The organism is Pedococcus sp. P2_D9 (genome assembly GCF_056404275.1).
This window is the reverse complement of the sequence record NZ_JBFUEI010000009.1, coordinates 130441-152746: the sequence shown is the minus strand read 5'-3', so window position 1 is coordinate 152746 and position 22306 is coordinate 130441. Positions and strand designations below refer to the sequence as shown.

The window sequence follows — 22306 nt, the reverse complement described above, 5'->3', positions numbered from 1 at the left end:
CGTCAGCGTGTCGTGCACTCTCGACCGGCCGGGCCCGGCCGCCTGTGGATGACCGGCCGGGTGGGCGGCGCAGGTGCACCACAGTGTCGCCGGTGGGACTGCAGTGGTTGCCAGCCGAGCTCGATCGTGCGCCGTTCTCCGTGGCCGACGCGCGCGAGTCAGGTATGCCGCCTTGGCGCCTTCGCGACGCGGCGCTCCACCGGCCGACCCGGGCAGTCCGGGTGGGCGATCGGCCGAGCAGCTGCGAAGAGCTCGCGCGCGCGTTCCTGGTGGGGCTGCCGGACGACGTGGCATTCAGCCACATCACTGCGTGCCACCTCTGGGGTCTGCCCCTGCCTGGCGCACTCGAGGCGCAGACCGACCTCGACGTGATGCGCTCGACAGAGCACGCGCAGATCCGCCGCCAAGGCTGCATCGGACATCGCGGGCTCGAGCGACGCGGGACGGGGAGGTTGCGCGGGTTGCCCGTGACCGGACTCGCCGACACCTGGGTCGACCTGGGTGAGGTCGTGGATCGAGGGCTGGAGGTGGACGACCTGATCGTGGTCGGCGACGAGGTCGCCACGAGGCTGGGTGGTCGCTGGCGCCTGGGCGAGCAAGGGCCGGACGGCGCTGAGGAGGGCCATCGCCTGATGTCCGCGGCGCTCGACCGAAGGGTTCGGCCTCGGGGGCGAGCCCTGCTGGACGAGGCCCTGACCTTGGTGCGTGCGCCGGTCCGGTCGCCCATGGAGACCCGAGCTCGGGTGATGTTCGTCCGCGCAGGCTTCCCCGAGCCTGCGGTCAACCGGAACGTCTTCCACCGCGACGGCGGTTGGCTGTTGGAGGGCGACCTCGTCTGGGAATCCCACCGCGTGATCGGCGAGTACCAAGGCAGCGACCACGGCTCCATCCGCCGACGCAGCCACGATGCGAGTCGCAGCGCTCTGGCGCAGGACGAGGACTGGTGCGTTCTCGAGATCTTCGCCGAGGACGTGTATCGACCAGCCCGCCGGATCGACTGCCTGCGCCGGTTCGCAGGCGCCCTCGACCTCGACCCGAGAACCCTGGACATCTGCTGAGCGCCTGACCTCCGCCGCTTACCGGGCCGTCGGTTCCCCCGCCATCCCCAGTCGAGAGTGCACGACGCGCTGACCGCACCGCCCATCCGTCAGCGTGTCGTGCACTCTCGACTCACAGCGGTGGTCAGTCAGGGGCGCTGGTGCCGCCAGCCACGCCAGCGACGCCAGCCACGCCAGCCACGCCAGCGATGGCGGAGGCGGCGTTCGGCTGGTCGCGCCAGGAAGCCCAGAGCGCGGCATACGGGCCATCGGCGGCGACGAGCTCGTCGTGGGTGCCGATCTCGCTGACCACCCCGTCCTCGACCACGGCGACCCGGTCGGCGTCGTGCGCGGTGTGCAGCCGGTGCGCGATCGCGACCACGGTGCGCCCCTCGACCACGGCCGCCAGGGAGCGTTCGAGGTGGCGGGCGGCGCGAGGGTCGAGCAGCGACGTCGCCTCGTCGAGCACGAGGGTGTGCGGGTCGGCGAGCACGAGGCGGGCGAGGGCCACCTGTTGCGACTGGGCCTCCCCGAGCGGGTGCCCACCGCTGCCCACGAGGGTGTCGAGCCCCTCGGGGAGGTCGGCGGCCCACTCGTGGGCGTCGACAGCCCGGAGGGCTTCGTGGAGCTCGTCGCGTGAGGCGCCGGGCCGGGCGAGCAGGAGGTTGTCGGCGAGGGTGCCCACGAACACGTGGTGCTCCTGCGTGACCAGGGCGACCTCGCCGCGCAGCTGGCCGAGCGTGAGGTCGACCAGCGGCACGCCGCCCACCTCGACGCTGCCCTCGCGAGGACCGTCGATGCCTGCCATCAGCCGGCCGAGCGTCGACTTGCCCGCGCCGGAAGGGCCGACGATGGCGAGGCGTTCGCCCGGTCGCAGGTCCAGTGACACCCCGCTCAGCACGTCGTGACCGGGACGGTAGGCGTAGCGAACGTCGTCGACCGAGAGGTCGGAACCTGACGGCTGCTCCCCGGTGGAGACGCGGTCGGGCGGCACGTCGCCGACACCGATCACCCGGGCCAGGGACGTCGCACCCACCTGGATCTCGTCGAGCCAGCCGAGCACCTCGTCGAGCGGGTTGGTCATCTGGTGGATGTAGAGGGTCACGGCCGTGGCCGCACCGGCGGTGATGTGGCCGTTGATGGCCAGCCAGCCGCCCCAGAGCACCGCGCCGGCGGTCGGGACGTAGTAGCCGAAGACCACTGCTGGGAACCAGTGCAGCCGCAGGCCCAGGGTGTATCGCTCGGCGTGGAAGCACTCACGCAGCGCCTCGTGGAACCGCGCCCGACGCGCACCGGTGAGCGACAAGGCGTCGATGGTGCGGGCCCCGTCGACCGTCTCCGCGACGACGCCGTTGAGCTGGGCATAGGTGGCCCGCTCCCACAGGTAGCCATCCGACGCGTGCCGCAGGTAGCGCCTCGTCGAGAACCAGTAGAACGGCAGGCCGAGCAGGATCGGCAGGGTGGCGAGCGGTGAGGTGAAGAGTGCCGCGACAGTCGTCATCAGCACCGTCATCGACGCGACGAACAGCGAAGGGATGCCGAACCGCACGACGTGCGACAGCGCCTCCACGTCGTTGGTGGTGCGCGCAACGAGATCGCCGGTGCCCGCGCGCTCGACGGTGGACAGGGGCAGGTTGACCGCGCGCCCGACGAACTGCTCGCGCAGCTCGGCGAACACCGTCTCGCCGAGGATGAACGACCACCGCCGGGCTGCCCACGTCAGCCCCGTCTGGGCGACGACCGCGATGGCGAGGCCGATCGCGATCTTGTCGACGGTGCCGGCGCCGCCATGGCGCCCGCTGACGACGTCGACGAGCCGTCCGACCAGCCAGGGTGCGGCCAGGGCGGCGAGCGCGGCGACGGCGTGCAGCCCCAGGACGCGGGCGACGAGGCCTCGGTGCTCCCGCACGAGGCCGCGAGTGTGCTCCCACACCCCGGCCATGTCGGCGATGGGCAGCGTGCGACGGGCGTGGTCGGTGATCACTGGTCGTCCTCCTCTCCGCGGATCACGATGTGTCGGTATGCCGGGTGGGCCAGCAGCTCGCGGTGGGTGCCGGTGGCGATGGCGAGGCCGTCCTCGAGGAGCACCACGTTGTCGGCCTGCCCGAGCAGGAGCGGGCTGACGGTCGTGACGACCGTCGTGCGTCCGCGACGGTGCTCCGCGAGGCGTCCGGCGATCCTGGCCTCGGTGTGGGCGTCGACAGCGCTGGTGGGTTCGACGAGCACGAGCACCGGGGCCTCGGTCAGCAGGGCCCGCGACAGCGCGAGACGCTGGCGCTGCCCTCCCGAGTAGGAGCGGCCGCGCTCCTCGACGGTGCCGTCGAGCCCGTCCGGGACGGCGTCGAGCACGTCGAGGGCGCTGGCCGTGGTGAGGGCGGCCATGACCGCGCGGTCGCCACCGCCGCCCACCTCGGACTGCGCGACCCCGGCGTGCTGGGCCTCGGGTCCGTCGTCGGCGCGCGGGGGTCGGACGGCGTTGCCACGGAGCTGCTCTCGCAGGACGCCGGTGAACAGCCTCGGGTCTGGCTCGCTGACGACGATGTGCCGTCGCACGTCGGCGATCGACAGGTCGTCGAGGCGGATGCCGCCCCAGGTCGTCTGGTGTGGGCCCGGACCGTGCCGACCCAGCCGATCGGCCAGGGCAGCAGAGTCCTCCGGTCGCGCCGAGACGATGGCGGTCAGCAGCCCGCCGCGAACCACGGTGCCCGACAACGGGTCCACGAGGTCGGCGTCGTCGGCGGGCACGGTGGCGGTGCCGGGCCGAGCTGCGTCGTGGTCGGGCTGGACCGCCATGACGCGCAGCATCTTGCCCGCCGCGATCTGCGCCCGGATGCCGCGGTCGACCACCTCGATGGCAGTCTGCAAGGGCATGGTGAGGAACGCCGTGTAACCGTAGAAGGCGACCAGCTGACCGGCCGTGAGCTCGCCGGCGACTGCCTCCCGCGCGCCGAGCCACGTCACGAGGACGACGAAGATGCCGGGGATGAGCACCTCGGCGGAGTCGAGGGCTGCTTGGATGCCCGCCACCTGGAACCCGCGCTCGCGGACCTTGGCGGACTGCTGCTCGTAGCGGCGCAGGAACGTCTGCTCACCGCCGATGCCGCGGAGCACCCGAAGCCCCGCGACCGTGTCGGCGCCCAGCGTGGTCAGTCGCCCGGCCTCCTCGCGCTGCCGGGCCTGGCGGCGTTGGAGGGGTCGCACGATGAGGCTGAGGCTGGCCAACATGACCGGGCCGCCGAGCAGCACCAGCCAGCCGAGCGGCGGGGAGGCCGCGAGCAGGATTGCGCCCACGACGGCATAGCTGACGACGGCGCCCGAGAACCGTCCCATCACGTCGTAGAGCCCGCCCAGTCGCATGACGTCGTTGGCGAACACGGCGACCACCTCGCCCGAGGGCATGGTGCGGGTCAGTGCCGGCCCTGCGCGCTCGGCTCCCTGCGCGGTGAGCTGCGCGCCGCGGTAGGACGCGAACAACCAGTTGTAGACGGCGAAGTAGTGCCGGATCGCTGCCGTGGCGGCGCAGATCGCCCCGAGCCCGATCAGCACCAGGGACCAGCGGACCAGCCCCCCGAGGTCGCCCGGGACGATGCCGTCGTCGACGCCCTTGCCGACCGCGGCGGGCACCAGCGCGATCGCCAGCATCCACGCCATGCCCGCCAGCATCCCGAGCACCTGGGTGCGCCACTGCTGGCGAGCGACCCAGAGCATGAACCGCGTCGTGTTGCGGGTGTCGGGCCGGCCGGGGTCGGGGAACGGAATCGTCTGCATGAGGTCCCCACCGTAGGCGGCAGGACCGACGCGCCGACACTGATTTTCCGGGCGTCCCGTAGCCTGACCCGGTGCTGCGAACCGCCCTCAAGCCACGGTGGCTCGGCCTGTTCGCCCTCCTGCTCGGCATCATCGCGGCCTGCACCCAGCTCGGGCTCTGGCAGCTGCACGTCGCCCAGGACAAGGGTCTCGCCGATGCCCTCCGCAAGGCGCACGAGGCACGTCCGGCCCTGATCGACTCCGTCGTCCACCCGCACGAGGCCTTCCCGAACCCCCAGTCCAACCGCGCGGTCACCGCGATCGGCACGTATGCCGCGTCCGACCAGTTCCTCGTCGGTCCCCGCCGACTCGGGGGGCGAACCGGCTACTGGGTGGTGACGCCGCTCGACGTCACCGAGACCGGCGCCCGGCTCGCGGTGGTGCGAGGCTTCGTCACCGACGTGTCCCGGCCGCTCGAGCCACCGACCGGCCCGGTGTCGGTCGACGGATCCCTGGCGCCGGGGGAGGCCCCGGCCGCGGCGCCGACCGGGGTGCCGCCCTGGCCACGGAGTGCGCGGGGGTCGATCGACTTCTCGCTGCTCGTCAACGAATGGCCCGGTGAGCTCTACAACGCGTTCGTCTTCGCCCAGACCGAGAGGGCCGCCACCGGGGTCGCGATTCCGGCCCCCGCTGGGATCGAAAGGGTGCCGCCACCCGAGGTGACGGGCGGCCTGAAGTGGCGCAACGCGGCATACGCCCTGCAGTGGTGGATCTTCGGCGGCTTTGCCGCGTTCATGTGGTTCAGGATGGTGCGAGAGGATGCCCAGCGTGAGTGACACCCGTGTGAGTGAGATCAAGGACGTCGAGGCGGCCCGCAAGGCCCTCGGCTTCTTCAAGGTGATGGCGTTCGTCGTCGGGACGGGGTTGTTGATCCTCGTCGCCGAGATGGTGCTGCGCTACGGCTTCGACAACCACGTGCTCGACTGGTGGCCGCAGCCGCACGGCTTCATCTACATCGTCTACCTGGTCGCCACGGCGAACCTGGGTTTCAAGGTGGGCTGGTCGCTCGGTCGGATGGTGCTCATCATGCTCGCGGGCGTCGTGCCGTTCCTGTCCTTCTGGGCTGAGCGCGTGGTCGCGCGTGAGACCGAGGCGCGGCTGGCCTCAGCCCGCCGGTAACCTGTGCGCGTGAGCGACCCCGCAGCCGCCGACGTGGTGACCCAGGCCCAGGACGACGACCGCGTCGAAGCCCCCGACGCCGAACGGTCGGAGGAGCCGGCCACGCCCCTGCAGGCGCGTCCGGTGCTCGTCGTCGACTTCGGCGCGCAGTACGCGCAGCTGATCGCGCGGCGCGTGCGCGAGGCGAAGATCTACAGCGAGGTCGTGCCCCACACGATGAGCACGGCAGAGCTGCTGGCCAAGGACCCGGCGGCCATCGTGCTGTCGGGTGGCCCTTCTTCTGTGTATGCCGATGGCGCGCCTGAGCTCGACCGTGCCGTCCTCGAGGCCGGGGTGCCGGTGTTCGGCATGTGTTACGGCTTTCAGGCGATGTCCCAGGCGCTCGGCGGCACGGTGGCCCACACCGGGCTGGGGGAGTATGGCGCGACGCCGGCCGAGATCTCCGACACCGAGTCGACGCTCTTCAACGGGCAGCCCCTGGAGCAGTCGGTCTGGATGAGCCACGGTGACTCGGTCACGGAGGCACCCGCCGGCATGGCGGTCACCGCCTCGACCGCCGGTGCTCTTGTGGCGGCCATCGAGGACGACGAGCGCAAGCTCTACGGCGTGCAGTGGCACCCCGAGGTGATGCACTCGACCTTCGGCCAGCGGGTGCTCGAGAACTTCCTTTATCGCGGCGCGGGTCTCTCCGGTGACTGGACTGCTGCGAACGTCGTCGAGGAGCTCGTCGAGGCGATCCGCTCGAAGGTGGGCGACTCACGCGTGCTCTGCGCCCTCTCCGGTGGCGTCGACTCATCGGTGGCCGCGGCCCTGGTCCAGAAGGCCGTGGGCGACCAGCTCACCTGCGTCTTCGTCGACCACGGGCTGCTGCGCTCCGGTGAGGCCGAGCAGGTCGAGAAGGAGTTCGTGGCGGCCACCGGCGTCGACCTGGTCGTCGTCGACGCGCGTGAACGCTTCCTGTCGGCGCTCGACGGGGTGTCCGATCCCGAGGAGAAGCGCAAGATCATCGGGCGCGAGTTCATCCGGGTCTTCGAGCAGGCGGCGCGAGACGTCGTCGGCACCCGCGGGGACTCGGAGCACCCGGTGGAGTTCCTCGTGCAGGGGACCCTGTATCCCGATGTCGTCGAGTCCGGGGGTGGCACCGGCGCGGCCAACATCAAGTCCCACCACAACGTGGGCGGGCTCCCCGAGGACCTGCAGTTCAAGCTGGTCGAGCCGCTGCGGTCACTGTTCAAGGACGAGGTCCGCCAGGTCGGGCTCGAGCTCGGGGTCCCGGAGGCGATCGTCTGGCGCCAGCCGTTCCCGGGTCCCGGACTCGCCATCCGGATCGTCGGCTCGGTGACCGCTGAACGGCTGTCCATTCTTCGTGCTGCCGACGCCATCGCCCGTGAGGAGCTGTCTGCCGCAGGACTGGATCGCGACATCTGGCAGTGCCCCGTGGTGCTGCTCGCGGACGTGAGATCCGTTGGGGTGCAAGGCGATGGACGCACCTACGGTCACCCCGTCGTGCTGCGTCCGGTGTCCTCCGAAGACGCGATGACCGCCGACTGGACCCGAGTGCCCTACGACGTGCTGGCCAAGATCTCGACCCGGATCACCAACGAGGTCCGCGAGGTCAACCGGGTCGTGCTCGACGTCACGAGCAAGCCGCCGGGCACCATCGAGTGGGAGTAGTGCGTGCGGCCAGGTAAGGCTCGCGGCCTCAGCACGGCCAGCGTCAACGACGCCGTGAGCCGGGCCGTGATGCGCTACGTCCTCATCGGGCCGCCGCTCAAGCTGCTCACGGGCCTCCACGTCGAGGGCCGCGAGAACGTGCCGCGCGAGGGCAGCCTCATCGTCGCGTCGAACCACCTGTCGTTCATCGACTCGATCGTCATCCCCCTGGCCTCCGGTCGGCAGGTGCACTTCCTCGGCAAGGCGGAGTACTTCCAGGGCTCCGGGTTGCGGGGCGCGGCGGTGCGGTGGTTCCACTCGACTGCCGGGACGATCCCCGTGGACCGTTCCGACCCGCGGGCTGCTGCTGCGTCGCTGGAGATGTCCGAGGACGTCCTGCGCCAGGGGGAGGCGTTCGGCGTCTATCCCGAGGGCACCCGCTCACCCGACGGCCGCCTGCACCGCGGCCGCACCGGGGTCGCCCGCATGGCGCTCTCGACGGGCGCAACGTTGCTGCCGTGCGCCGTGATCGGCACCGACCACGTCCAGCCTTCTGGGTCCAACGGCTTCCGGCCCGCGAAGGTCACCGTGCGCTTTGGTATGCCGGTCGACGTGGCCGGCTTGTCCGCTCAGTTCCAGAAGGCGGCGCTCCTGAGGGCCATCACGGACGCCACCATGGACGCGATCGGCGAGCTGTCCGGCCAGGAGCGCTCCGGCCTCTACGCCTCCGACGTGAAGGCGTCCCTGGGCCGCTGAGTCATCCATTCGTATCTCGCTGTCCTGCTCTCCGCCTCGTACGCTGGGCGTCTACTCGACAAGAGGATGTTCCTCGTCTCTGGTCACCGAGTCGCTTGGCCAGGCCCGATGAGCCCGCAACTGCGGCAGCTTCGGTTTGGGAGACGGGACGTCCACCATGGCAAGACCCGCCAACCGAGGCGCTTGCCTGGCGTGTGCCGCGATTGCCGTCACCGCATTGGCTACTTCCGCCTGCTCGGGGGGCTCGACGAACACGACGGCAGCCTCGAACGTGGCTCGCACTGCGACCCGATCTGGGCCTGCGCCTTCGAACCCATCCAACTCGGCCTCGGCAGCTCCCAACCTGCAGGGACTGATGCCGAACTCGGCACCCCCGTCGGTGGGGAAGGAGCCGAACGAGGAAATCGTCGATTGTTGGCCCGTTCTTTGTACGGGCAACGATGGATCGAACGAGCGTTACCAATTCGGACCTGTCTACGCGTTCGACGACGCCGGCCTCCGGGCCTATCGCGTGGCCAACTACCACCTGTGGTTCACCGGGGACGGGAACGGCTTCGTGCAACTAGGCGATGCCGCGATGTTTGCCCCTGACGGCACCAGCAGCATCCACGCGGATCAGGTCAGCTGGACGAACCCCGCATGCCTTCAAGGTGGAGCACAGGGAACCGTCCAAGGTGGTGGGTACAACGTGGTGAACCACGCCATCCTGACCCTGCCCAGGGACATGTGTTTCGCATTCGTCGGACCGAATGCCAAGATCCCGACGACCCTTCAGGCGCCCGGCGTGGTCAACCTGACCCGGGCCACCAGTCTGGTGCCCCCGTCACTGGCCAGCGACGACAAGCTCACGGCCGAACAAGGCCGGAAAGTTGCCGTGCTGGGTGACTCCTTCGCCTCCGGTGAGGGGACCTACAACAACGGCCTTCCCGGCAACCCACTATCGGTCGACTACTACGAGGACACCAAGGTCGCTCCCGATGGCCGCAGCGGTTGCCACCGTTCCCCTGTCGCCTACGCACCACTCATGGGGGTGCCAGAGGCCAATTTCGTAGCCTGCTCCGGCGCGACCACCGACCAGGTGCTCTCGGGATTCAAGGGTTCCCCCGGCCTGTCGGACGTCGTGGTTCCGGGCATCAAGGTTGTCATCCTCAGCGTCACCGGGGACGACCTGGGGTTCGGCTCGATCCTGGACGGCTGCATCAACGTACTGGTCGGGCACCCGAGATCTGACGCGACCTGCGACGCCGCCATCAGGACACACGCCAGCCCGGACGGGATATCCGGAGCAATGCTGAAGCTGAAGTCGCTGTGGGGCACGATCGAAGGCCTCGACGACAACGTCAGGATCATTCAGGTCGGGTACCCAGCCTTCTTCCCGGTGGGCGGACATCCGGGCTGCAACGAGATTGGCATCAACAACCAGGTGAGCCTCAACTTCACGGTCAACGCGGTCGACTACGCGCTCGCCAACACCGCTGCGGACGACCCGCACGTCACCTTTGTCGACGTCCGGCAGTTGTTCACCGGACATGAGATTTGCGGTGACGTCGCCGGGCCGTACATCAACGACCTGCAGCAGAATCTTGCTGCCATCCGCAACTGTCCGTCCGAATACGTGGTCAACCATGTCTGCTCGCAGAGCTTCCACCCCAACACGACGGGGTATGCGGCTGAAAAGGACCTGCTGATGCCGACCGTGAAGCAGCTGCTCGGCGTCAGTTGACGCTTCGTGCGTACAGAGATGAAGGCTGCAGGCGTGCGGCGCGTTGGTACGCCGCCAGGTCAACTGCCCGCAGATTCCACCAGCTGGAGGTACTGATGCACCTGCTGGATGGCGACGGACCCTTCTCCGGCGGCAGATGCCACGCGCTTCACTGAACCCGAACGCACATCGCCGACCGCGAAGACCCCCGGCATCGACGACTCGAACACGAAGGGCGCCCGGGCCAGCGGCCAGCCGTTGCTCGCGGCCCCAGTCACGACGAAGCCGTAGCGGTCGCGGGCGACCTGTTCGGGCAGCCAGTCCGTGTGCGGCTTCGCGCCGATCAGGATGAACACCGCGTCGGCAGGCAGGGTCTCGGTGGCGCCTCGCCCGGAGTCGTGAAGGGTGAGGCTCTCGAGCTCTCCGTCGCCCGCGCCGTCGACGATCTCGGTTCGGTAGCGAACGTCGATGTTGAGCTGTCCCTCGATCTCCTCTATGAGGTAGCGCGACATCGTTTCGGCGAGCGTGATGCGCCGCACCAGGATCGTCACCTTGTGTGCGTGCGCGGCCAAGTGGACGGCGGCCTGGCCGGCCGAGTTGCCGGCCCCCACGACGAAGACCGTACGTCCGGTGAACCGTTCCGCCTCTGAGGCCGAGGCACCGTAGAAGACGCCTTGTCCGACCAGGTCGTCGAGGGACGGGATGCCCAGCCTGCGATAGCTGACTCCCGTGGCGAGGACGACCGCGCCAGTCGCGATTTCCGCACAGTTCGACGTGGTCAGGTACAGCCGGTCGGCGTCGCTGCGGATCGCCTGGGTCTGGCACATCTGCAGGAACGTGGTCCCGAACACCCACGCTTGCTGGTGCGCCCGAGTGGCGAGGTCGGCACCGGTGACTCCACGCTGGAAGCCCAGGTAGTTGCGGATGAGCGAGCTCGACCCCGCCTGCCCGCCGATCGTCTCGCGTTCGATCACGAGGGTGCGTAGCCCTTCCGAGGAGGCGTACACGGCCGCGGCGAGTCCGGAAGGCCCGGCGCCCACGACGGTGACGTCGTAGTCGCGGGAGCCCTGCAGTCGGGTGCGTGCGCCGTACGCTTCGGCGATCTCGACGTTGGTCGGGTCGACCAGAACCCGCCCATTGCGTTGGACGACGACGGGAACGCCAGCGTCGGCCGCGCGGACTTCTTCCAGGATCTGCGTTCCTGCTGCCGAACCCGTTGGGTGGAAGACAAAGGGCACCCGGTTTCGGCTCAACAGGCTGCGCAGCTCTGAGGCGCGAGCGTTGCCCGCCTCGGCGACGATCGTCAGCTCCCTCGACAGCGAAGCGTCTGAGCCGGCCCACTCGTGGAGGTTCTCGGTCACTGTCCGGTGGAACAGTTCGTCGGCTGCGCGCCAAGGCTTGATCGCGTAGTAGTCGATCTGCCCGAGGCCGATCCCTCGGCGCAGCGGGTGGGCCGTGGCATCCATCGCCCACTCGCCCCATGAGATCAGCAGGAGCCGGCGTGAGTGTGGGAAGAGCTCCCTGGCCTGGGCCAGAAGCTCGCACCCCGTGCCGTCCGGTAGCCACTGGTCGGACAGGACCAGAGCCACCCGCTCGCCCGCCTCCTGCAGCGCGGTCAGCTGGTTCAGAGCCGAGGTGGCCGCCCGGGCAGTCCGTATCTGGTACGCCCGGCCGTATCGGTCATTCAGCTCCCCGCCCAGGAGCTCGATGGCGTCCGGGTCATCGTCGACGGCCAGGATGACGGGACGTCGCTCGGGTGGGTCGACGTCGCGCGGAGCCGGGAAGAGGGCCACGCCCCATTGTGGCGTCATAGATTCGTCAGCGACGAGCCCCGGCTTTCTTGAGACAATGACGACATGACCGAGCCCTCGACCCTGCCTGGGGCCAGCGAGGCGGTGTCGCGCTACGCGTGGGGCGAGGCGTTTCAGCTCTTCGCGGCGGCGGACGCCGTCGCACCGCTGGGTCCCGATGAGCTCGACCAGATGGCCGAATGCGCCTGGTGGATCGGCAAGATGCGCCACTGCATGGCGCTTCGTGAGCGCGCCTACGAGACGCACCGGAAGCAGGGCAACCCGCGCCGGGCTGCTCACGTGGCGATCGACCTCGCCCAGCACTATGGCGACCTCGGTGAGCGCGGCACGGCCACGGCGTGGCTGCAGAACGCCACCCGGTTGCTCGAGGGACAGCCAGAGAATGCCGAGCACGGGTGGCTCAGTTTCGCGCGCAGTATCGCTGCCCGCGACGAGGGCGACCTCGATACGGCGATCAGGTGTGCCGAGGAGGCCGAGGCCCTGGGCGCACGCCATGGCGACAAGGACCTGTTCGCCCTGGGACACGCTTTCCAAGGAATCGGCCTGGTCTACAGCGACGACCCCGACCGGGGCCTGCCCATGGTGGAGGAGGCGACAGAAGGGGCGGTGGCCGGGGACCTGGGTGCCCGGGCGACCGGAATGATCTACTGCATGATGATCGCGGTCAACGCACAGGTCGCCGACTGGCAGGCGGCGGGTCGCTGGACCGAGGCGGCCACGCGATGGTGCGACCGGCAGGCCATCAACGGCTTCCCCGGTGTCTGCAGGGTCCACCGGGCCGAGATCCTGCGCTTGCGAGGTTTCCTTTCCGAGGCCGAGGAAGAGGCTTTGACAGCCACCACGGAGCTGGGCTCCTTCAACTTGATGTTCTCCGCGCTCGCCTTCCGGGAGCTGGGCGAGGTCAGGCTCAAGATGGGTGAGATCAACGCGGCCGAGGAGGCCTTCCGGCAGGCGGAGGAGATGGGCGTGACGCCGCAGCCGGGTCTTGCCCGGGCCCTCGTCCAGCGGGGTCGCCCGGGGGCCGCGGCGACGGGCCTCCGGAGGATCCTCGGCGGCAAGGGCATGGGCGCGTTGGAGCGAGCGAAGCTCCTGCCCACTCAGCTCGAGGTTGCCCTGATGCTTGACGATCTCTCGACGGCGCGCACGGCCGCGATCGAGCTGGCCGAGATCGCGCTGAACCACCGGACCCCCGCCTTGCGGGCGATCGCCGACGCCGGTGAGGCCGCGGTCCTCCTCGCCGAGGGTGACCTCGCCAACGCCGAGAGAGCGGCGCGCAACGCGCACCAGCTCTTCACCGAGATCGACCTGACCTACGAGGCGGCCCGGGTCTCCTCGCTTCTCGGTCGCATCTACGCGTCAGGGGGCGACCTGGATCGTGCCCGGGCTCAGCACGAAGCCGCACTGGCGACCTACGACAGGATCGGTGCCGTGGTGGACGCCGCAGGTGAACGGGCATTCCTGACCACACCCGACATCGCATAGCTGCGGCCAACGGCTACGCGCCGAAAAGGTGCCAGCGTCGTCCTCCGGTCCACAACCCTGGTCCGCCCGGATGACGCACTCGGACCGTGCGGCCGATGACATGCGTTGAGGGGGGCGAGATGGTTTGTAGGTAGAAACCATTGTGCGACATGGAAAACCGCGTAGGAGGTGCCATGAAGCTGTTCGCGAGTCCGATCCGACGGGTGATGCCGCAGCCTTGGAACAGGTACCTGCTCACGGCGCTGATCGTGTGGCTCCTGTCGCTGGTCGCCACCCGGGCGCCGGTGTTCCTCAACGCCCCAGAGCCCTCCGTCTCGGACTATCAACTGGCGGTCGGTCTCAGGGCCACAGTGTTGGTGGCCACGGTGCTGTTCGGGTTCGCCATCGGTTGGACGCGACGCTCCTCGAGCATCGTGCGGTGCGCCCTCTATGGAGCGTTCGTGCTGACTACCACCCAGTTCCTGCTCGCTCACTGGGTGCCTGAAGGGGGCGAGCCCGTCTTTCCCATGCCGATCAACTTCCTCATTGCCCTGGTGTTCAACGGGATCTACATCGGAGTCTTGCTGGGCCTTGGTGCCCTCGCCGCGGCGGGAGCTCGCCGATGGTTGCGCCCTCGCACCGCGCACCGTGAGCCGTAGTTGACACGCCTGTTTCCTGGACGGTGAAGTGCTGGACCCGACCAGTGCATCAACGAGGAGGGGGGCCGGTCGCAGGACCGGCCCCCCTTGAGCTGTGTGTTGTGAGCGGTCAGCTGGCCGCGATGGAGACCGAGGCGGTCGAGAGGCTGCCACCGAGGATCCCCACGTAGGCGGACGAACACGAGGGCCGGTTCGCCGTCACGTTCGGGATCGCCGCCGGCGAGTTGCAGCTCGGCTGGTTGACAGTCAGGGTGGCCGCGCCGAAGCCCGTCCTCCCGGTGATCTGCCACGCGTCACCGAGGGTGCCGATCAGCAGGATGCTGCCTGACGGACGCTGGAGGGTGACGTTGCAGGTGGCTGTGCCCAGCATGACCGTTCCACCGGGCCAGTGCTGTGCGAAGTCATTGTCCTTGATGCCGGTGATCGTGTTCGTCAGTGTCGTGGAGGAGCAGGTGGGCGGCGGTGTCGTCCCGCTGCACACCAACGCGCCAGTCGCCGAGAAGCCCGTCACGGACTGCCCGGTCGGACACGTCAGCCCGGCAAGCCCGGTGATTCCCGGCGCGCCTTGGGGCCCGGCAGGCCCGGCAGGCCCGGCAGGTCCGGCAGGTCCGGCAGGTCCCGCAGGTCCGGCAGGTCCTGTGGCACCCATGGGGCCAACGGGTCCCGCGGGTCCAGTTGCGCCAACGGGCCCAGCGGGCCCGGCGGGTCCTTGGATGCCCTGCATGTTCCAGGAGATCGGGACCTCCGAGTGTCGGCATGTCTTGCTCCCGACGAGCAGTCGCAGCATCCCCTGGTTCTTCTGGTAGCAGGCCTTGATGATGCCCGAGGCGGACACGCTTTGAGACGGTGGAGCCTTGGCGGCGACGGCCTGCGTGCCCGTCACGAGCAGGACAGCGGAACCGATTACCACCAAGGAAACTCGCCAGTTGGGTCGAGACATCGTGGATCCTTCCCGTCAGAAGGGTGCGTAGGATCCGGCCCATTGCCGGATGCGTTGCGTCGCCCGTGTTGGATGCTACTCAGCGCCGTAGCGTTCACAATGGGTCAGCAACCTCAGTTTGGTGAACATCGGTGCCATTCATGGGTTTTCGACGCGGTATGTCCATGGTCGGCCCGTTTGTCGGATGCTCGGCCACGTTTCGAGTCGCGTGCTCCGGCGGGTCTGGCGATCACCCGATCCAAGCTCCTCCGTTTGTCGGGGGAGTCCGGCACATCGCCCGATTGGCCACAGCGTTGGGTAGGGGTTCGATGGAGGCAGAGACACGACCTCCGGAAGGGCGGCCCCGATGTTCGACTCGACACAAGAGAAGTCCGATGGCCCGGTGGCCGCCTGCACTGTCGACGCGGTCCATCGACGCGACCACCAACACGGAGGTGAGGAGCCCTGCCATCCTCACCTGATCGAGGTCGTCCACCTTGGCCCAAGAGCCGTCGCGGTCTGCCACGACTGTTGCCGAGACTCTGGCTTCCTTCCCGAACGCGACGCCGACCGGCTGGCTTCCGCCCACCGGCAAGAGACCGTCTCGGACGGGTGTTCCACCTTCACGTCACGGGTGGCGTGAGCGTACGTCCCAGGGCGACACATGAGCCAGCTCGGGTCTCGTAACCCGCCTCCTCGGCCTCCACCGGCCGCATGGCGACGCAGGGTGACCGGCCAGGAACGGACGGCCGCTCCAACCCCCTGGTGTGGAGCGGCCGTCCTGGATCTGGACGTCGATCACTCAACAGACAGGGTCTGGGTCTGCGGGCCAACCATCGACCTGGCACAGAACGGTACCCCCCCAAGATGGACGAAGGATGGGAAATCGGCGATCTGGGCTCGCGCCGTGGTGACCAGCTCGGTGAAGGTGCCGGCGGCGGCATACCCATCGATCCGCTTGGCTCGCGCAGCTGCCAACTCGATTGCGATCGACCGACTTCCGCGGGACCATCGGGGTGGAGGCGCCGTTGGATGGCGAGGCATCCATCAGCGCCGCGGGAGGGGATCATGGGCGATGGGGACCCCAGCACTCACGAGCGCGGGCGGCGAGACGCGACTGCATGGCTGGTCGATGCTGCGGACGGGACCTCGTGGCCGCTTCGCGAAGGTCCGACGGAGGCGTCACTGGGTCGGGAGCCAACTGCCGATCTTTGGGTCGACGACCCCAACGTCTCGCGTCGACACGCGACGCTGCGCCGCCACGGCGCGGCATACGTCCTGGCTGACCATGGGTCTCGCAACGGGACGTTCGTCAACGACCGTCGGATCCAGGCCGACACGCCCTTGACGGACGGTGACCGAGTGAGGGTCGGAGAGACCACGTTCGTCTTCCGCCAACCAGCGCCCACCGCGCGTCGTCAACCGCCGCCCTCCACATCGCCTCGACCGGTGCCGAAACGCCGCAACCTGCGGAAGGTGCTGACCATCTCGGCTGTGGTCAGTGTGCTCGGTATCGTCGCCAACTCACTGACGACCCTGTTCGCGCACAGCGGCAACCAGTGGTCCCGTTGGCTTCTGGCCCCGGCGGCGACGGTGGTCTTCGGCATGGCAACCGCTCTGGTGGGCGAGTGGGGCAACGCGGACGAGACGCAGACCCTCAACGACGAACCCTCCGTCGGCTGGCGTCCACCTCCGGCGCGGCGGGGTCGCGGTGGTCGGGCGATGGCAGGCGTCCTCACGGTGTTGCTGGTCCTCGGCGTCGGTGGCGTGGCCGTTACCGCAGGTGTCCGCGCAGTCGTCGGACACTTCAGCAGCGTGAACAGGCTCTCGGGAGCCCCCGTGGTGGGAGGCAACAGCAAGGTCCGGCTCACCGTCAGCCAGGTCCTCCAGGACACGCGCAGCACCTCCGTCGAGCTCACGGGGCTCAGCTCGAGCGACAGCGTTGTCCAGCTGCCCGCGGGCTTCGCACAGCTCACGGGCTCGGACGGGACCACCCTTGACGTCGATGTCCTGGGAAGTCACTGGTCGCCAACCCTGACTCGCGATGTCCTGCAACGTGGAACCCTTCGGTTCGAAGGACACTTCGACGACAGTGTCGCGTCCGTCACGCTGAGCTTCACCTTCGGCAACGCGGTGTCAGTCAAGAAGATCCCGCTTGTTCCTCCGCCGTCCTGACTCCTTCGCCCATCCCGCGAGACCCGGGCTTCAGCGTGCGGTGCGCCAGATGCTGGGGGCCAGCTCGTGGTCGCGTTTGAAGGCGCGGCTGAAGGCCTCTTCCGACTCGTAGCCGACCTTCGGAGCGATCGCAGCGACCGGCAAGGTCGTGGTGCGCAGCAGGTCCTCCGCGACGTGCATCCGCCAGCCGGTCAGGTAGCGGATCGGCGCGAGACCCAGCACCGAGCGGAACCGTTCGTCGAGCACGGTCGAAGAGACGGTTGCCTCGCGGGCGAGTTCGGCGAGGGTCCACTTGTGGCCCGGGTCGCCGTGGATGGCAGCCAGCGCCGGGGCGACGACGGGATCGCGCAGGGCAGCGAGCCAGCCGGTATCGGTGGCCGGCGCGTTGGCCAGGTGCAGCTTGAGCACCTCGCGCAGCAGCAGTTGCGGGATGTCGGTCGGTGCCGCGATGCGGTCGTCGGAGACCTGGCTCGTCTGCTGGAGGACCAGGTCGCTGCTGGCCTTGACCCACTTGCGGACCGGTCCTTCCGGTGGGGTGACGACGAAGACGGGCGGGAAGACTCCGAGGCTCGGGTCGAACAGCCGGTCGTCACAGGCAAGGAAGCCACACACGAGCTCGCTCCGTGCACCTCCGAGGCCATGGACTATGTGCGGCAACGCATTCCACGGCGGCGGGTCGATGAGCTGCATCACCGGGACGATCTCAGCCGTCTCGTGCCCGCCCATCCGGTGCTGGTCGTTGTAGGGCAGGACGATGACGTCGCCCTCGTGGGCCCAGACCATGTGGGAACCGGCCTCGATCCAGCAGCTGCCGGAGACGACGACGTGGAAGATCACGATCTGTGCGGCATCGGGGGCCAACACCGCGGCCAGGTCCCGCGACGCCATCGACTCGTAGGCCCACGCCTCGGTGTACTCGCTGTGCAGGAAGATCGCGCCGGAGAGCTGGACCTGAGCCAACGCATTCGAAAGTGCGGCGGATCGATCAGCTCCTGCGGCATCCCGGTCATGGTCGGAGCGCCCGATCGTCATGAGACTGAGTGTGTCAGGACGAAGCACAAAGGAACCAAAGGAGACGGCGATGCAGCTCGACCAACTGGAGGTGGCGGTGTCCCGGGCCGACAGGTTCAACGCGACCCCGTTCTCGCAGTGGATCAACGGGCCGAGCGGCCGCGCGTTCCGGTTCGTCGCCGGCGTGGCCTGGCTCGCCTTCGCGGTGGCGTTCCGCGAGCACTGGTGGGGGCTCGCGGCAGGGGTCTTCGGACTGCTCCCGCTGACCGCAGGCACCTTCGACATCTGCTGGATCAGTGCCGCGATGGGCGGGCCGCTCCGGGGCGAGACGATCCGCCGGAACGCCGCGCTCCGAGGCCGTTGACGCTCTCGAAATGCGGCGGGACACTGGGGCTCTGGGGCAAGGAGGGTCCAATGTCGTGGAACCTGGCGGGTAGTTATGTCGAGACGTGTTCGTGCGAGCTCATGTGCCCGTGCAACCTGTCCCTGGATCACGGAGCCACCTACGACTTCTGTCGCGTGACCCTCGTCTTCAACATCAAGGAGGGAGGGGTCGACAGCACCGACATCGCCGGCTGCAAGGTCGCCCTGATCGCGGATACGCCCAAGGTCATGACCGAGGGGGGCTGGCGGGTCGGAGTGTTCGTCGATGCCGCGTCGGACGCGCAGTTCGAACAGCTCGTGCAGGTCTTCAGCGGCCAGCTCGGGGGGCCCATGGCGGGACTCGCGCCGCTGATCGGTGAGATGTTGGGCGTCGAGCGCGCCACGATCGACGTCGAGGACGACGGGCTGCGGCACAGCGTGAGAATCGGGGATGTCATCGACTTCGAGATCGGGGACATCGTGCCGTTCGGGGTGGAGTCCGGTGAGCCGGTGAAGTTCTCCGGCATGTTCCACCCTGCTGGTTCCGACCTGACGATGGCCGAGGCCAAGCGGTCGAGGATCAACGCCTTCGGCATCGAGTACGAAGGAAAGACCGGGCTCTCGAAGTCCGACTTCGCGTGGACCGCCTGAGCGAATGACCGACTTCGGGTCGGCGCCTCCGGCGACTTCGGCGGCCCCCGCGGCGACCTCCACTCGCGGAGACCTCCGTCCCGCGCTCGCGGCCAGCCGCGCCCACTGGGGGCTGGTCGTCGTTCTCTTCGCGCTCGCCGGCGCTGCCTGGTGGTGGACGGTCCAACAGATGCGAGGCATGGACAACGGCCCCTGGACCGCCCTCGGCACCCTCGGCTGGTTCCTCGGCGTCTGGGTGGTCATGATGACCGCGATGATGTTCCCGTCGGTCGCCCCGACGATCGCGCTCTACGCCCGCATGAGCGGGAAGTCGCGCCTCAAGCCACTGGTGTTCACCACCGGCTACCTCCTGACCTGGCTCGGTGCCGGCGTCGTCGCGTTCCTGATCGGCGTGGGGGCAAGCCGCGCGGCTGGGGGCGACCTGGCGTGGGATCGCGCCGGTCGCCCCATCGCGGGAGCCATCCTGGTCCTCGCCGCAGGCTACGAGCTGACCCCGCTCAAGAACGTCTGCCTCGGCAAGTGCCGGAGTCCCCTCGGCACCCTCCTCGGCTCCTGGCGCGGCGGCTGGTCGGGAGCCCTCCGCATGGGCGCGAAGAACGGCGCGTGGTGCGTCGGCTGCTGCTGGGCCCTGATGGCGTCGCTCTTCGCGTTGGGCGTCATGAGCGTGACCTGGATGGCGATCGTCGCCGGGTTCATCGCCGTCGAGAAGATCCTCCCGTGGCGCCGCACAGCCACCTACGGCACGGCGCTGGTCCTCCTCGCCCTGGGCGTCCTCGTCCTCGCCGCACCGGACGTGCTCCCGGGCCTCACCGTCCCGACCCACGACACCGCGCCCATGATGTCGCCGATGGGCTCCTGAAGGCCCAGTCGACGTCGCGCGCGTGACCTGCCGCACGGCATACGTCACTGCCTTGGGTATGCCGCGTGCTCGCCGCTGCACCGCGGGCGGTTAGGGTTTGGGGCGTGCTGAGGACTACGGCGGCGGTGGTCGCGGGCAAGGCGGCGCGGGCGGCTTCGCGCCTGCGCGGCGGAGGCTCGGCGCTCCCGGGCCTGGTCGCCGAGCGGATCGACCCCGGGTTCCTCGCCCATGCGCTGGCCGGCGTGCCCGGCGGGATCGTCGTCGTCACCGGCACCAACGGCAAGACCACGACCACCAAGATGCTGGTCGCGGTGCTGCGCGCCCACGGACGCACCGTCTTCACCAACCCGACCGGCTCGAACTTCACCCGCGGGGTCATCTCCTCGATGCTCGGCGAGCTGCCCGTCCGCGGCCGGCTCAAGGCGGACATGGCTGTGCTCGAGCTCGACGAGGCCCACGCGCTGAAGTTCGCCGCCGCGGTCCGGCCGACGCATGCGTTGCTGCTCAACGTCGCTCGTGACCAGCTCGACCGGTTCGCCGAGATCGACCACACCGCAAAGCTGCTCGCGTCTCTCGCCGAGCAGGCCACGGTGGGGGTGGTGCTCAACCTCGACGACTCCTTCGTCTCGCGGATCCGTGACCGGATCGCCGAAGGGGTGGCGGTGCAGTACTTCGGGGTCGACGCGTCCATCGCCGACCGGCTGCCCGAGCTCCAAGAGCAGGACGTCCGGTTCGACGACGACTTCGTCGCGCCGGTGGCAGGGCCGGACGACGGGTTGCTCAAGCCGTCCGACGAACGGACCTTCGAGGTCGTGTTCGGCGCAGGCGGTGGCGAGGGCGGGCCGGCCAGCGGCACGGTCGGGCCGCTCGAGCTCCAGCAGCGCGGACTCGCCGCCATGATCAACGCCACGGCGGCCACGGCAACGGCCCGGATGCTGCTGGGCGATGCGTTCGACCCAGCGTCTGCGGCCGAGGCGTTGCGAGCGGTCACCCCGCCGTTCGGTCGCGGTGAGGTGGTCATGGTCGACGACCAGCCACTCGAGCTGGTGCTGGTCAAGAACCCGGCCGGCTTCACCGTGGCCCTGGGCACCTATGGCTCGACCCCGGTCGCGACGATGATCGCGATCAACGACAACTACGCGGACGGTCGCGACGTCTCCTGGCTCTATGACGTGAGCTTCGAGAGCCTGCGGACCCGCGGCGTCACGATCACGAGCGGTGTCCGCGGCTACGACATGGCGCTGCGGCTCCAGTACGACGACGTCCCAGTGGCGGCGGTGGAGCCCGACCTCGACGAGGCGCTCGACGCGTTCCTCGCCCAGCACCCCGACGAGCCCAAGCGGATCTTCTGCACCTACACGGCCATGATGGCGTTGCGCCGCACCCTGGCCGCCCGCTACGACCTGCCCGACATCGGCGAGGAGGCGTCATGACCACCTCGGGTGACTCCGCGGCATACCCGCAGGACGTCCACATCCCCGGCGAGCCGGCGGGTTCGGCGCGCGTGCCGGACGCCGACAGCGCGGGCAAGGGCGCGATCCACGTGGTGCACCTCTACCCGCGCGAGATGAGCATCTACGGCGACCTCGGCAACACGCGGACGCTGGCGGCGCGGATCCGGCGCCACGGCTACAGCCCGGTCGTGCACCAGCACCACCCGGGCGGCGAGTTTCCCGAGGTCGCGCACCTCGTGGTCGGTGGCGGTGGCCAGGACTCCGGTCAGGTGCGGGTCGAGGCGGACCTCGAGCAGATCGCCGACCGGCTGCGTGGTCTGGCCGACGCCGGGACGCCGATGCTGATGATCTGCGGGATGTACCAGCTGCTCGGGAACGCGTTCATCACCGTCGACGGCAAGCGGCTGCCGGGGCTGGGCATCCTCGACGTCACCACCCAGGGCAATGCCAAGCGGATGATCGGGCCGGTCGTGCTGACCACCGACTTCGGCGACGTGGTGGGGTACGAGAACCACTCTGGGTCGACGACTCTCGGCGCGGGGCAGGCGGCGTTCGGGAAGGTGCGGTCGGGGTTCGGCAACAACGGCACCGACGGCACCGAAGGTGCGCGGACGGCCAACGTGTTCGGCTCCTACCTGCACGGACCGATCCTGCCGGCGAACCCGGTCTTTGCGGACGCGTTGATCGGGCTCGCCGCCGAGCAGGCAACCGGGCGCCCGTTCGAGCCGGAGGCCCAGGACGACGTCATCGCCGACGAAGCGCGCACCCGTCAGGTCCGCCGACTCGTCAAGCGCTGAGCAGGCTGGTCTTCCCCACCGCGACTTGTTGCCGCAAGGTCGTCACCAGGCGCCCGAAACCGGGGCTGCGTG

General features: G+C 69.2%; 19 protein-coding genes and 1 pseudogene. 15 read left to right on the top strand and 5 right to left on the bottom strand.

Annotated elements, in window-relative coordinates; genetic code table 11:
* The coding region (locus AC1DXJ_RS14755) for a hypothetical protein (RefSeq protein WP_477637353.1) at nucleotides 1–1058 on the top strand (1058 nt) is incomplete at its 5' end.
* A gap of 124 nt (nucleotides 1059–1182) precedes the next feature.
* Here the strand turns inward: AC1DXJ_RS14755 and AC1DXJ_RS14750 are convergent.
* A complete protein-coding gene (locus AC1DXJ_RS14750; RefSeq protein WP_477637356.1) occupies nucleotides 1183–2979 on the bottom strand; it encodes an ABC transporter ATP-binding protein in 1797 nt (598 codons plus the stop codon).
* 38 nt (nucleotides 2980–3017) lie between these two features.
* Entirely contained in the window at nucleotides 3018–4805 is a 1788-nt protein-coding gene (locus tag AC1DXJ_RS14745; RefSeq protein ID WP_477614780.1) for an ABC transporter ATP-binding protein, read from the bottom strand.
* A gap of 71 nt (nucleotides 4806–4876) precedes the next feature.
* On the opposite strand from AC1DXJ_RS14745, the gene AC1DXJ_RS14740 reads away from it, so the two are divergent.
* The 5 genes from AC1DXJ_RS14740 to AC1DXJ_RS14720 all read left to right on the top strand — a co-directional run bounded on the left by AC1DXJ_RS14740 (nucleotide 4877) and on the right by AC1DXJ_RS14720 (nucleotide 10095).
* Complete coding sequence (locus tag AC1DXJ_RS14740; protein ID WP_477637352.1) at nucleotides 4877–5620, top strand: SURF1 family protein; 744 nt, start codon at nucleotides 4877–4879, stop codon at nucleotides 5618–5620.
* The gene (locus AC1DXJ_RS14735) at nucleotides 5613–5963 is read left to right on the top strand and encodes a DUF3817 domain-containing protein (RefSeq protein WP_477637351.1); all 351 of its coding nucleotides are present in this window, start codon (nucleotides 5613–5615) and stop codon (nucleotides 5961–5963) included. Before AC1DXJ_RS14740 ends, AC1DXJ_RS14735 begins: the two co-directional genes overlap by 8 nt.
* A gap of 108 nt (nucleotides 5964–6071) precedes the next feature.
* The gene (gene guaA, locus AC1DXJ_RS14730; RefSeq protein ID WP_477637355.1) at nucleotides 6072–7637 is read left to right on the top strand and encodes a glutamine-hydrolyzing GMP synthase; all 1566 of its coding nucleotides are present in this window, start codon (nucleotides 6072–6074) and stop codon (nucleotides 7635–7637) included.
* 3 nt (nucleotides 7638–7640) lie between these two features.
* Nucleotides 7641–8372, top strand: coding sequence for a lysophospholipid acyltransferase family protein (locus AC1DXJ_RS14725; protein WP_477637350.1), 732 nt, complete (start codon nucleotides 7641–7643; stop codon nucleotides 8370–8372).
* 355 nt (nucleotides 8373–8727) lie between these two features.
* Nucleotides 8728–10095: an SGNH/GDSL hydrolase family protein gene (locus AC1DXJ_RS14720; RefSeq protein ID WP_477637349.1), complete on the top strand. Its 1368-nt coding sequence runs from the start codon at nucleotides 8728–8730 to the stop codon at nucleotides 10093–10095.
* Nucleotides 10096–10154: 59 nt separating this feature from the next.
* Here AC1DXJ_RS14720 and AC1DXJ_RS14715 read toward each other — a convergent pair whose 3' ends face one another.
* Complete coding sequence (locus AC1DXJ_RS14715; RefSeq protein ID WP_477614785.1) at nucleotides 10155–11867, bottom strand: NAD(P)/FAD-dependent oxidoreductase; 1713 nt, start codon at nucleotides 11865–11867, stop codon at nucleotides 10155–10157.
* Nucleotides 11868–11930: 63 nt separating this feature from the next.
* Between AC1DXJ_RS14715 and AC1DXJ_RS14710 the strand changes: the two genes are divergently transcribed.
* Together AC1DXJ_RS14710 and AC1DXJ_RS14705 are read left to right on the top strand one after the other, a co-directional pair.
* Nucleotides 11931–13367 (top strand): hypothetical protein, encoded by a 1437-nt coding sequence (locus AC1DXJ_RS14710; protein WP_477614786.1) that lies wholly within the window; start codon nucleotides 11931–11933, stop codon nucleotides 13365–13367.
* Nucleotides 13368–13540: 173 nt separating this feature from the next.
* Complete coding sequence (locus AC1DXJ_RS14705) at nucleotides 13541–14005, top strand: hypothetical protein (RefSeq protein ID WP_477614787.1); 465 nt, start codon at nucleotides 13541–13543, stop codon at nucleotides 14003–14005.
* A gap of 109 nt (nucleotides 14006–14114) precedes the next feature.
* Here AC1DXJ_RS14705 and AC1DXJ_RS14700 read toward each other — a convergent pair whose 3' ends face one another.
* Nucleotides 14115–14375 (bottom strand): hypothetical protein, encoded by a 261-nt coding sequence (locus AC1DXJ_RS14700; protein WP_477624921.1) that lies wholly within the window; start codon nucleotides 14373–14375, stop codon nucleotides 14115–14117.
* Nucleotides 14376–15638: 1263 nt separating this feature from the next.
* Here AC1DXJ_RS14700 and AC1DXJ_RS14695 point away from each other — a divergent pair.
* Nucleotides 15639–16310: pseudogene (locus AC1DXJ_RS14695) on the top strand (FHA domain-containing protein); the annotation flags it as partial.
* Between the two features lie 63 nt (nucleotides 16311–16373).
* A complete protein-coding gene (locus AC1DXJ_RS14690) occupies nucleotides 16374–17099 on the top strand; it encodes a hypothetical protein (RefSeq protein ID WP_477615315.1) in 726 nt (241 codons plus the stop codon).
* A gap of 30 nt (nucleotides 17100–17129) precedes the next feature.
* Here AC1DXJ_RS14690 and AC1DXJ_RS14685 read toward each other — a convergent pair whose 3' ends face one another.
* A complete protein-coding gene (locus tag AC1DXJ_RS14685; protein WP_477614789.1) occupies nucleotides 17130–18131 on the bottom strand; it encodes an AraC family transcriptional regulator in 1002 nt (333 codons plus the stop codon).
* Nucleotides 18132–18180: 49 nt separating this feature from the next.
* On the opposite strand from AC1DXJ_RS14685, the gene AC1DXJ_RS14680 reads away from it, so the two are divergent.
* The 5 genes from AC1DXJ_RS14680 (at nucleotide 18181) to AC1DXJ_RS14660 (ending at nucleotide 22234) form a co-directional block, all read left to right on the top strand.
* The gene (locus AC1DXJ_RS14680; RefSeq protein WP_477614790.1) at nucleotides 18181–18474 is read left to right on the top strand and encodes a YgaP-like transmembrane domain; all 294 of its coding nucleotides are present in this window, start codon (nucleotides 18181–18183) and stop codon (nucleotides 18472–18474) included.
* Nucleotides 18475–18524: 50 nt separating this feature from the next.
* Nucleotides 18525–19124 (top strand): DUF1326 domain-containing protein, encoded by a 600-nt coding sequence (locus AC1DXJ_RS14675; RefSeq protein ID WP_477614791.1) that lies wholly within the window; start codon nucleotides 18525–18527, stop codon nucleotides 19122–19124.
* Nucleotides 19125–19128: 4 nt separating this feature from the next.
* On the top strand, nucleotides 19129–19983 hold the full coding sequence (locus AC1DXJ_RS14670) for a DUF2182 domain-containing protein (protein ID WP_477614792.1): 855 nt from the start codon (nucleotides 19129–19131) through the stop codon (nucleotides 19981–19983).
* A gap of 104 nt (nucleotides 19984–20087) precedes the next feature.
* Nucleotides 20088–21416, top strand: coding sequence for a DUF1727 domain-containing protein (locus tag AC1DXJ_RS14665; protein WP_477637348.1), 1329 nt, complete (start codon nucleotides 20088–20090; stop codon nucleotides 21414–21416).
* On the top strand, nucleotides 21413–22234 hold the full coding sequence (locus AC1DXJ_RS14660; RefSeq protein ID WP_477614794.1) for a type 1 glutamine amidotransferase: 822 nt from the start codon (nucleotides 21413–21415) through the stop codon (nucleotides 22232–22234). The genes AC1DXJ_RS14665 and AC1DXJ_RS14660 overlap by 4 nt, the downstream gene beginning before the upstream one ends.
* Nucleotides 22235–22306 lie beyond the last annotated feature (72 nt).

What these genes read in the sequence shown, in the direction of transcription:
- AC1DXJ_RS14685 (WP_477614789.1), bottom strand. Translation starts at nt 18,131, where the DNA reads ATGACGATCGGGCGCTCCGACCATGACCGGGATGCCGCAGGAGCTGAT.
- AC1DXJ_RS14750 (WP_477637356.1), bottom strand. Translation starts at nt 2,979, where the DNA reads ATGGCCGGGGTGTGGGAGCACACTCGCGGCCTCGTGCGGGAGCACCGA.
- AC1DXJ_RS14670 (WP_477614792.1), top strand. Translation starts at nt 19,129, where the DNA reads ATGACCGACTTCGGGTCGGCGCCTCCGGCGACTTCGGCGGCCCCCGCG.
- AC1DXJ_RS14705 (WP_477614787.1), top strand. Translation starts at nt 13,541, where the DNA reads ATGAAGCTGTTCGCGAGTCCGATCCGACGGGTGATGCCGCAGCCTTGG.
- AC1DXJ_RS14680 (WP_477614790.1), top strand. Translation starts at nt 18,181, where the DNA reads ATGCAGCTCGACCAACTGGAGGTGGCGGTGTCCCGGGCCGACAGGTTC.
- AC1DXJ_RS14675 (WP_477614791.1), top strand. Translation starts at nt 18,525, where the DNA reads ATGTCGTGGAACCTGGCGGGTAGTTATGTCGAGACGTGTTCGTGCGAG.
- AC1DXJ_RS14745 (WP_477614780.1), bottom strand. Translation starts at nt 4,805, where the DNA reads ATGCAGACGATTCCGTTCCCCGACCCCGGCCGGCCCGACACCCGCAAC.
- AC1DXJ_RS14660 (WP_477614794.1), top strand. Translation starts at nt 21,413, where the DNA reads ATGACCACCTCGGGTGACTCCGCGGCATACCCGCAGGACGTCCACATC.
- AC1DXJ_RS14700 (WP_477624921.1), bottom strand. Translation starts at nt 14,375, where the DNA reads ATGCTGGGCACAGCCACCTGCAACGTCACCCTCCAGCGTCCGTCAGGC.
- AC1DXJ_RS14720 (WP_477637349.1), top strand. Translation starts at nt 8,728, where the DNA reads ATGCCGAACTCGGCACCCCCGTCGGTGGGGAAGGAGCCGAACGAGGAA.
- AC1DXJ_RS14710 (WP_477614786.1), top strand. Translation starts at nt 11,931, where the DNA reads ATGACCGAGCCCTCGACCCTGCCTGGGGCCAGCGAGGCGGTGTCGCGC.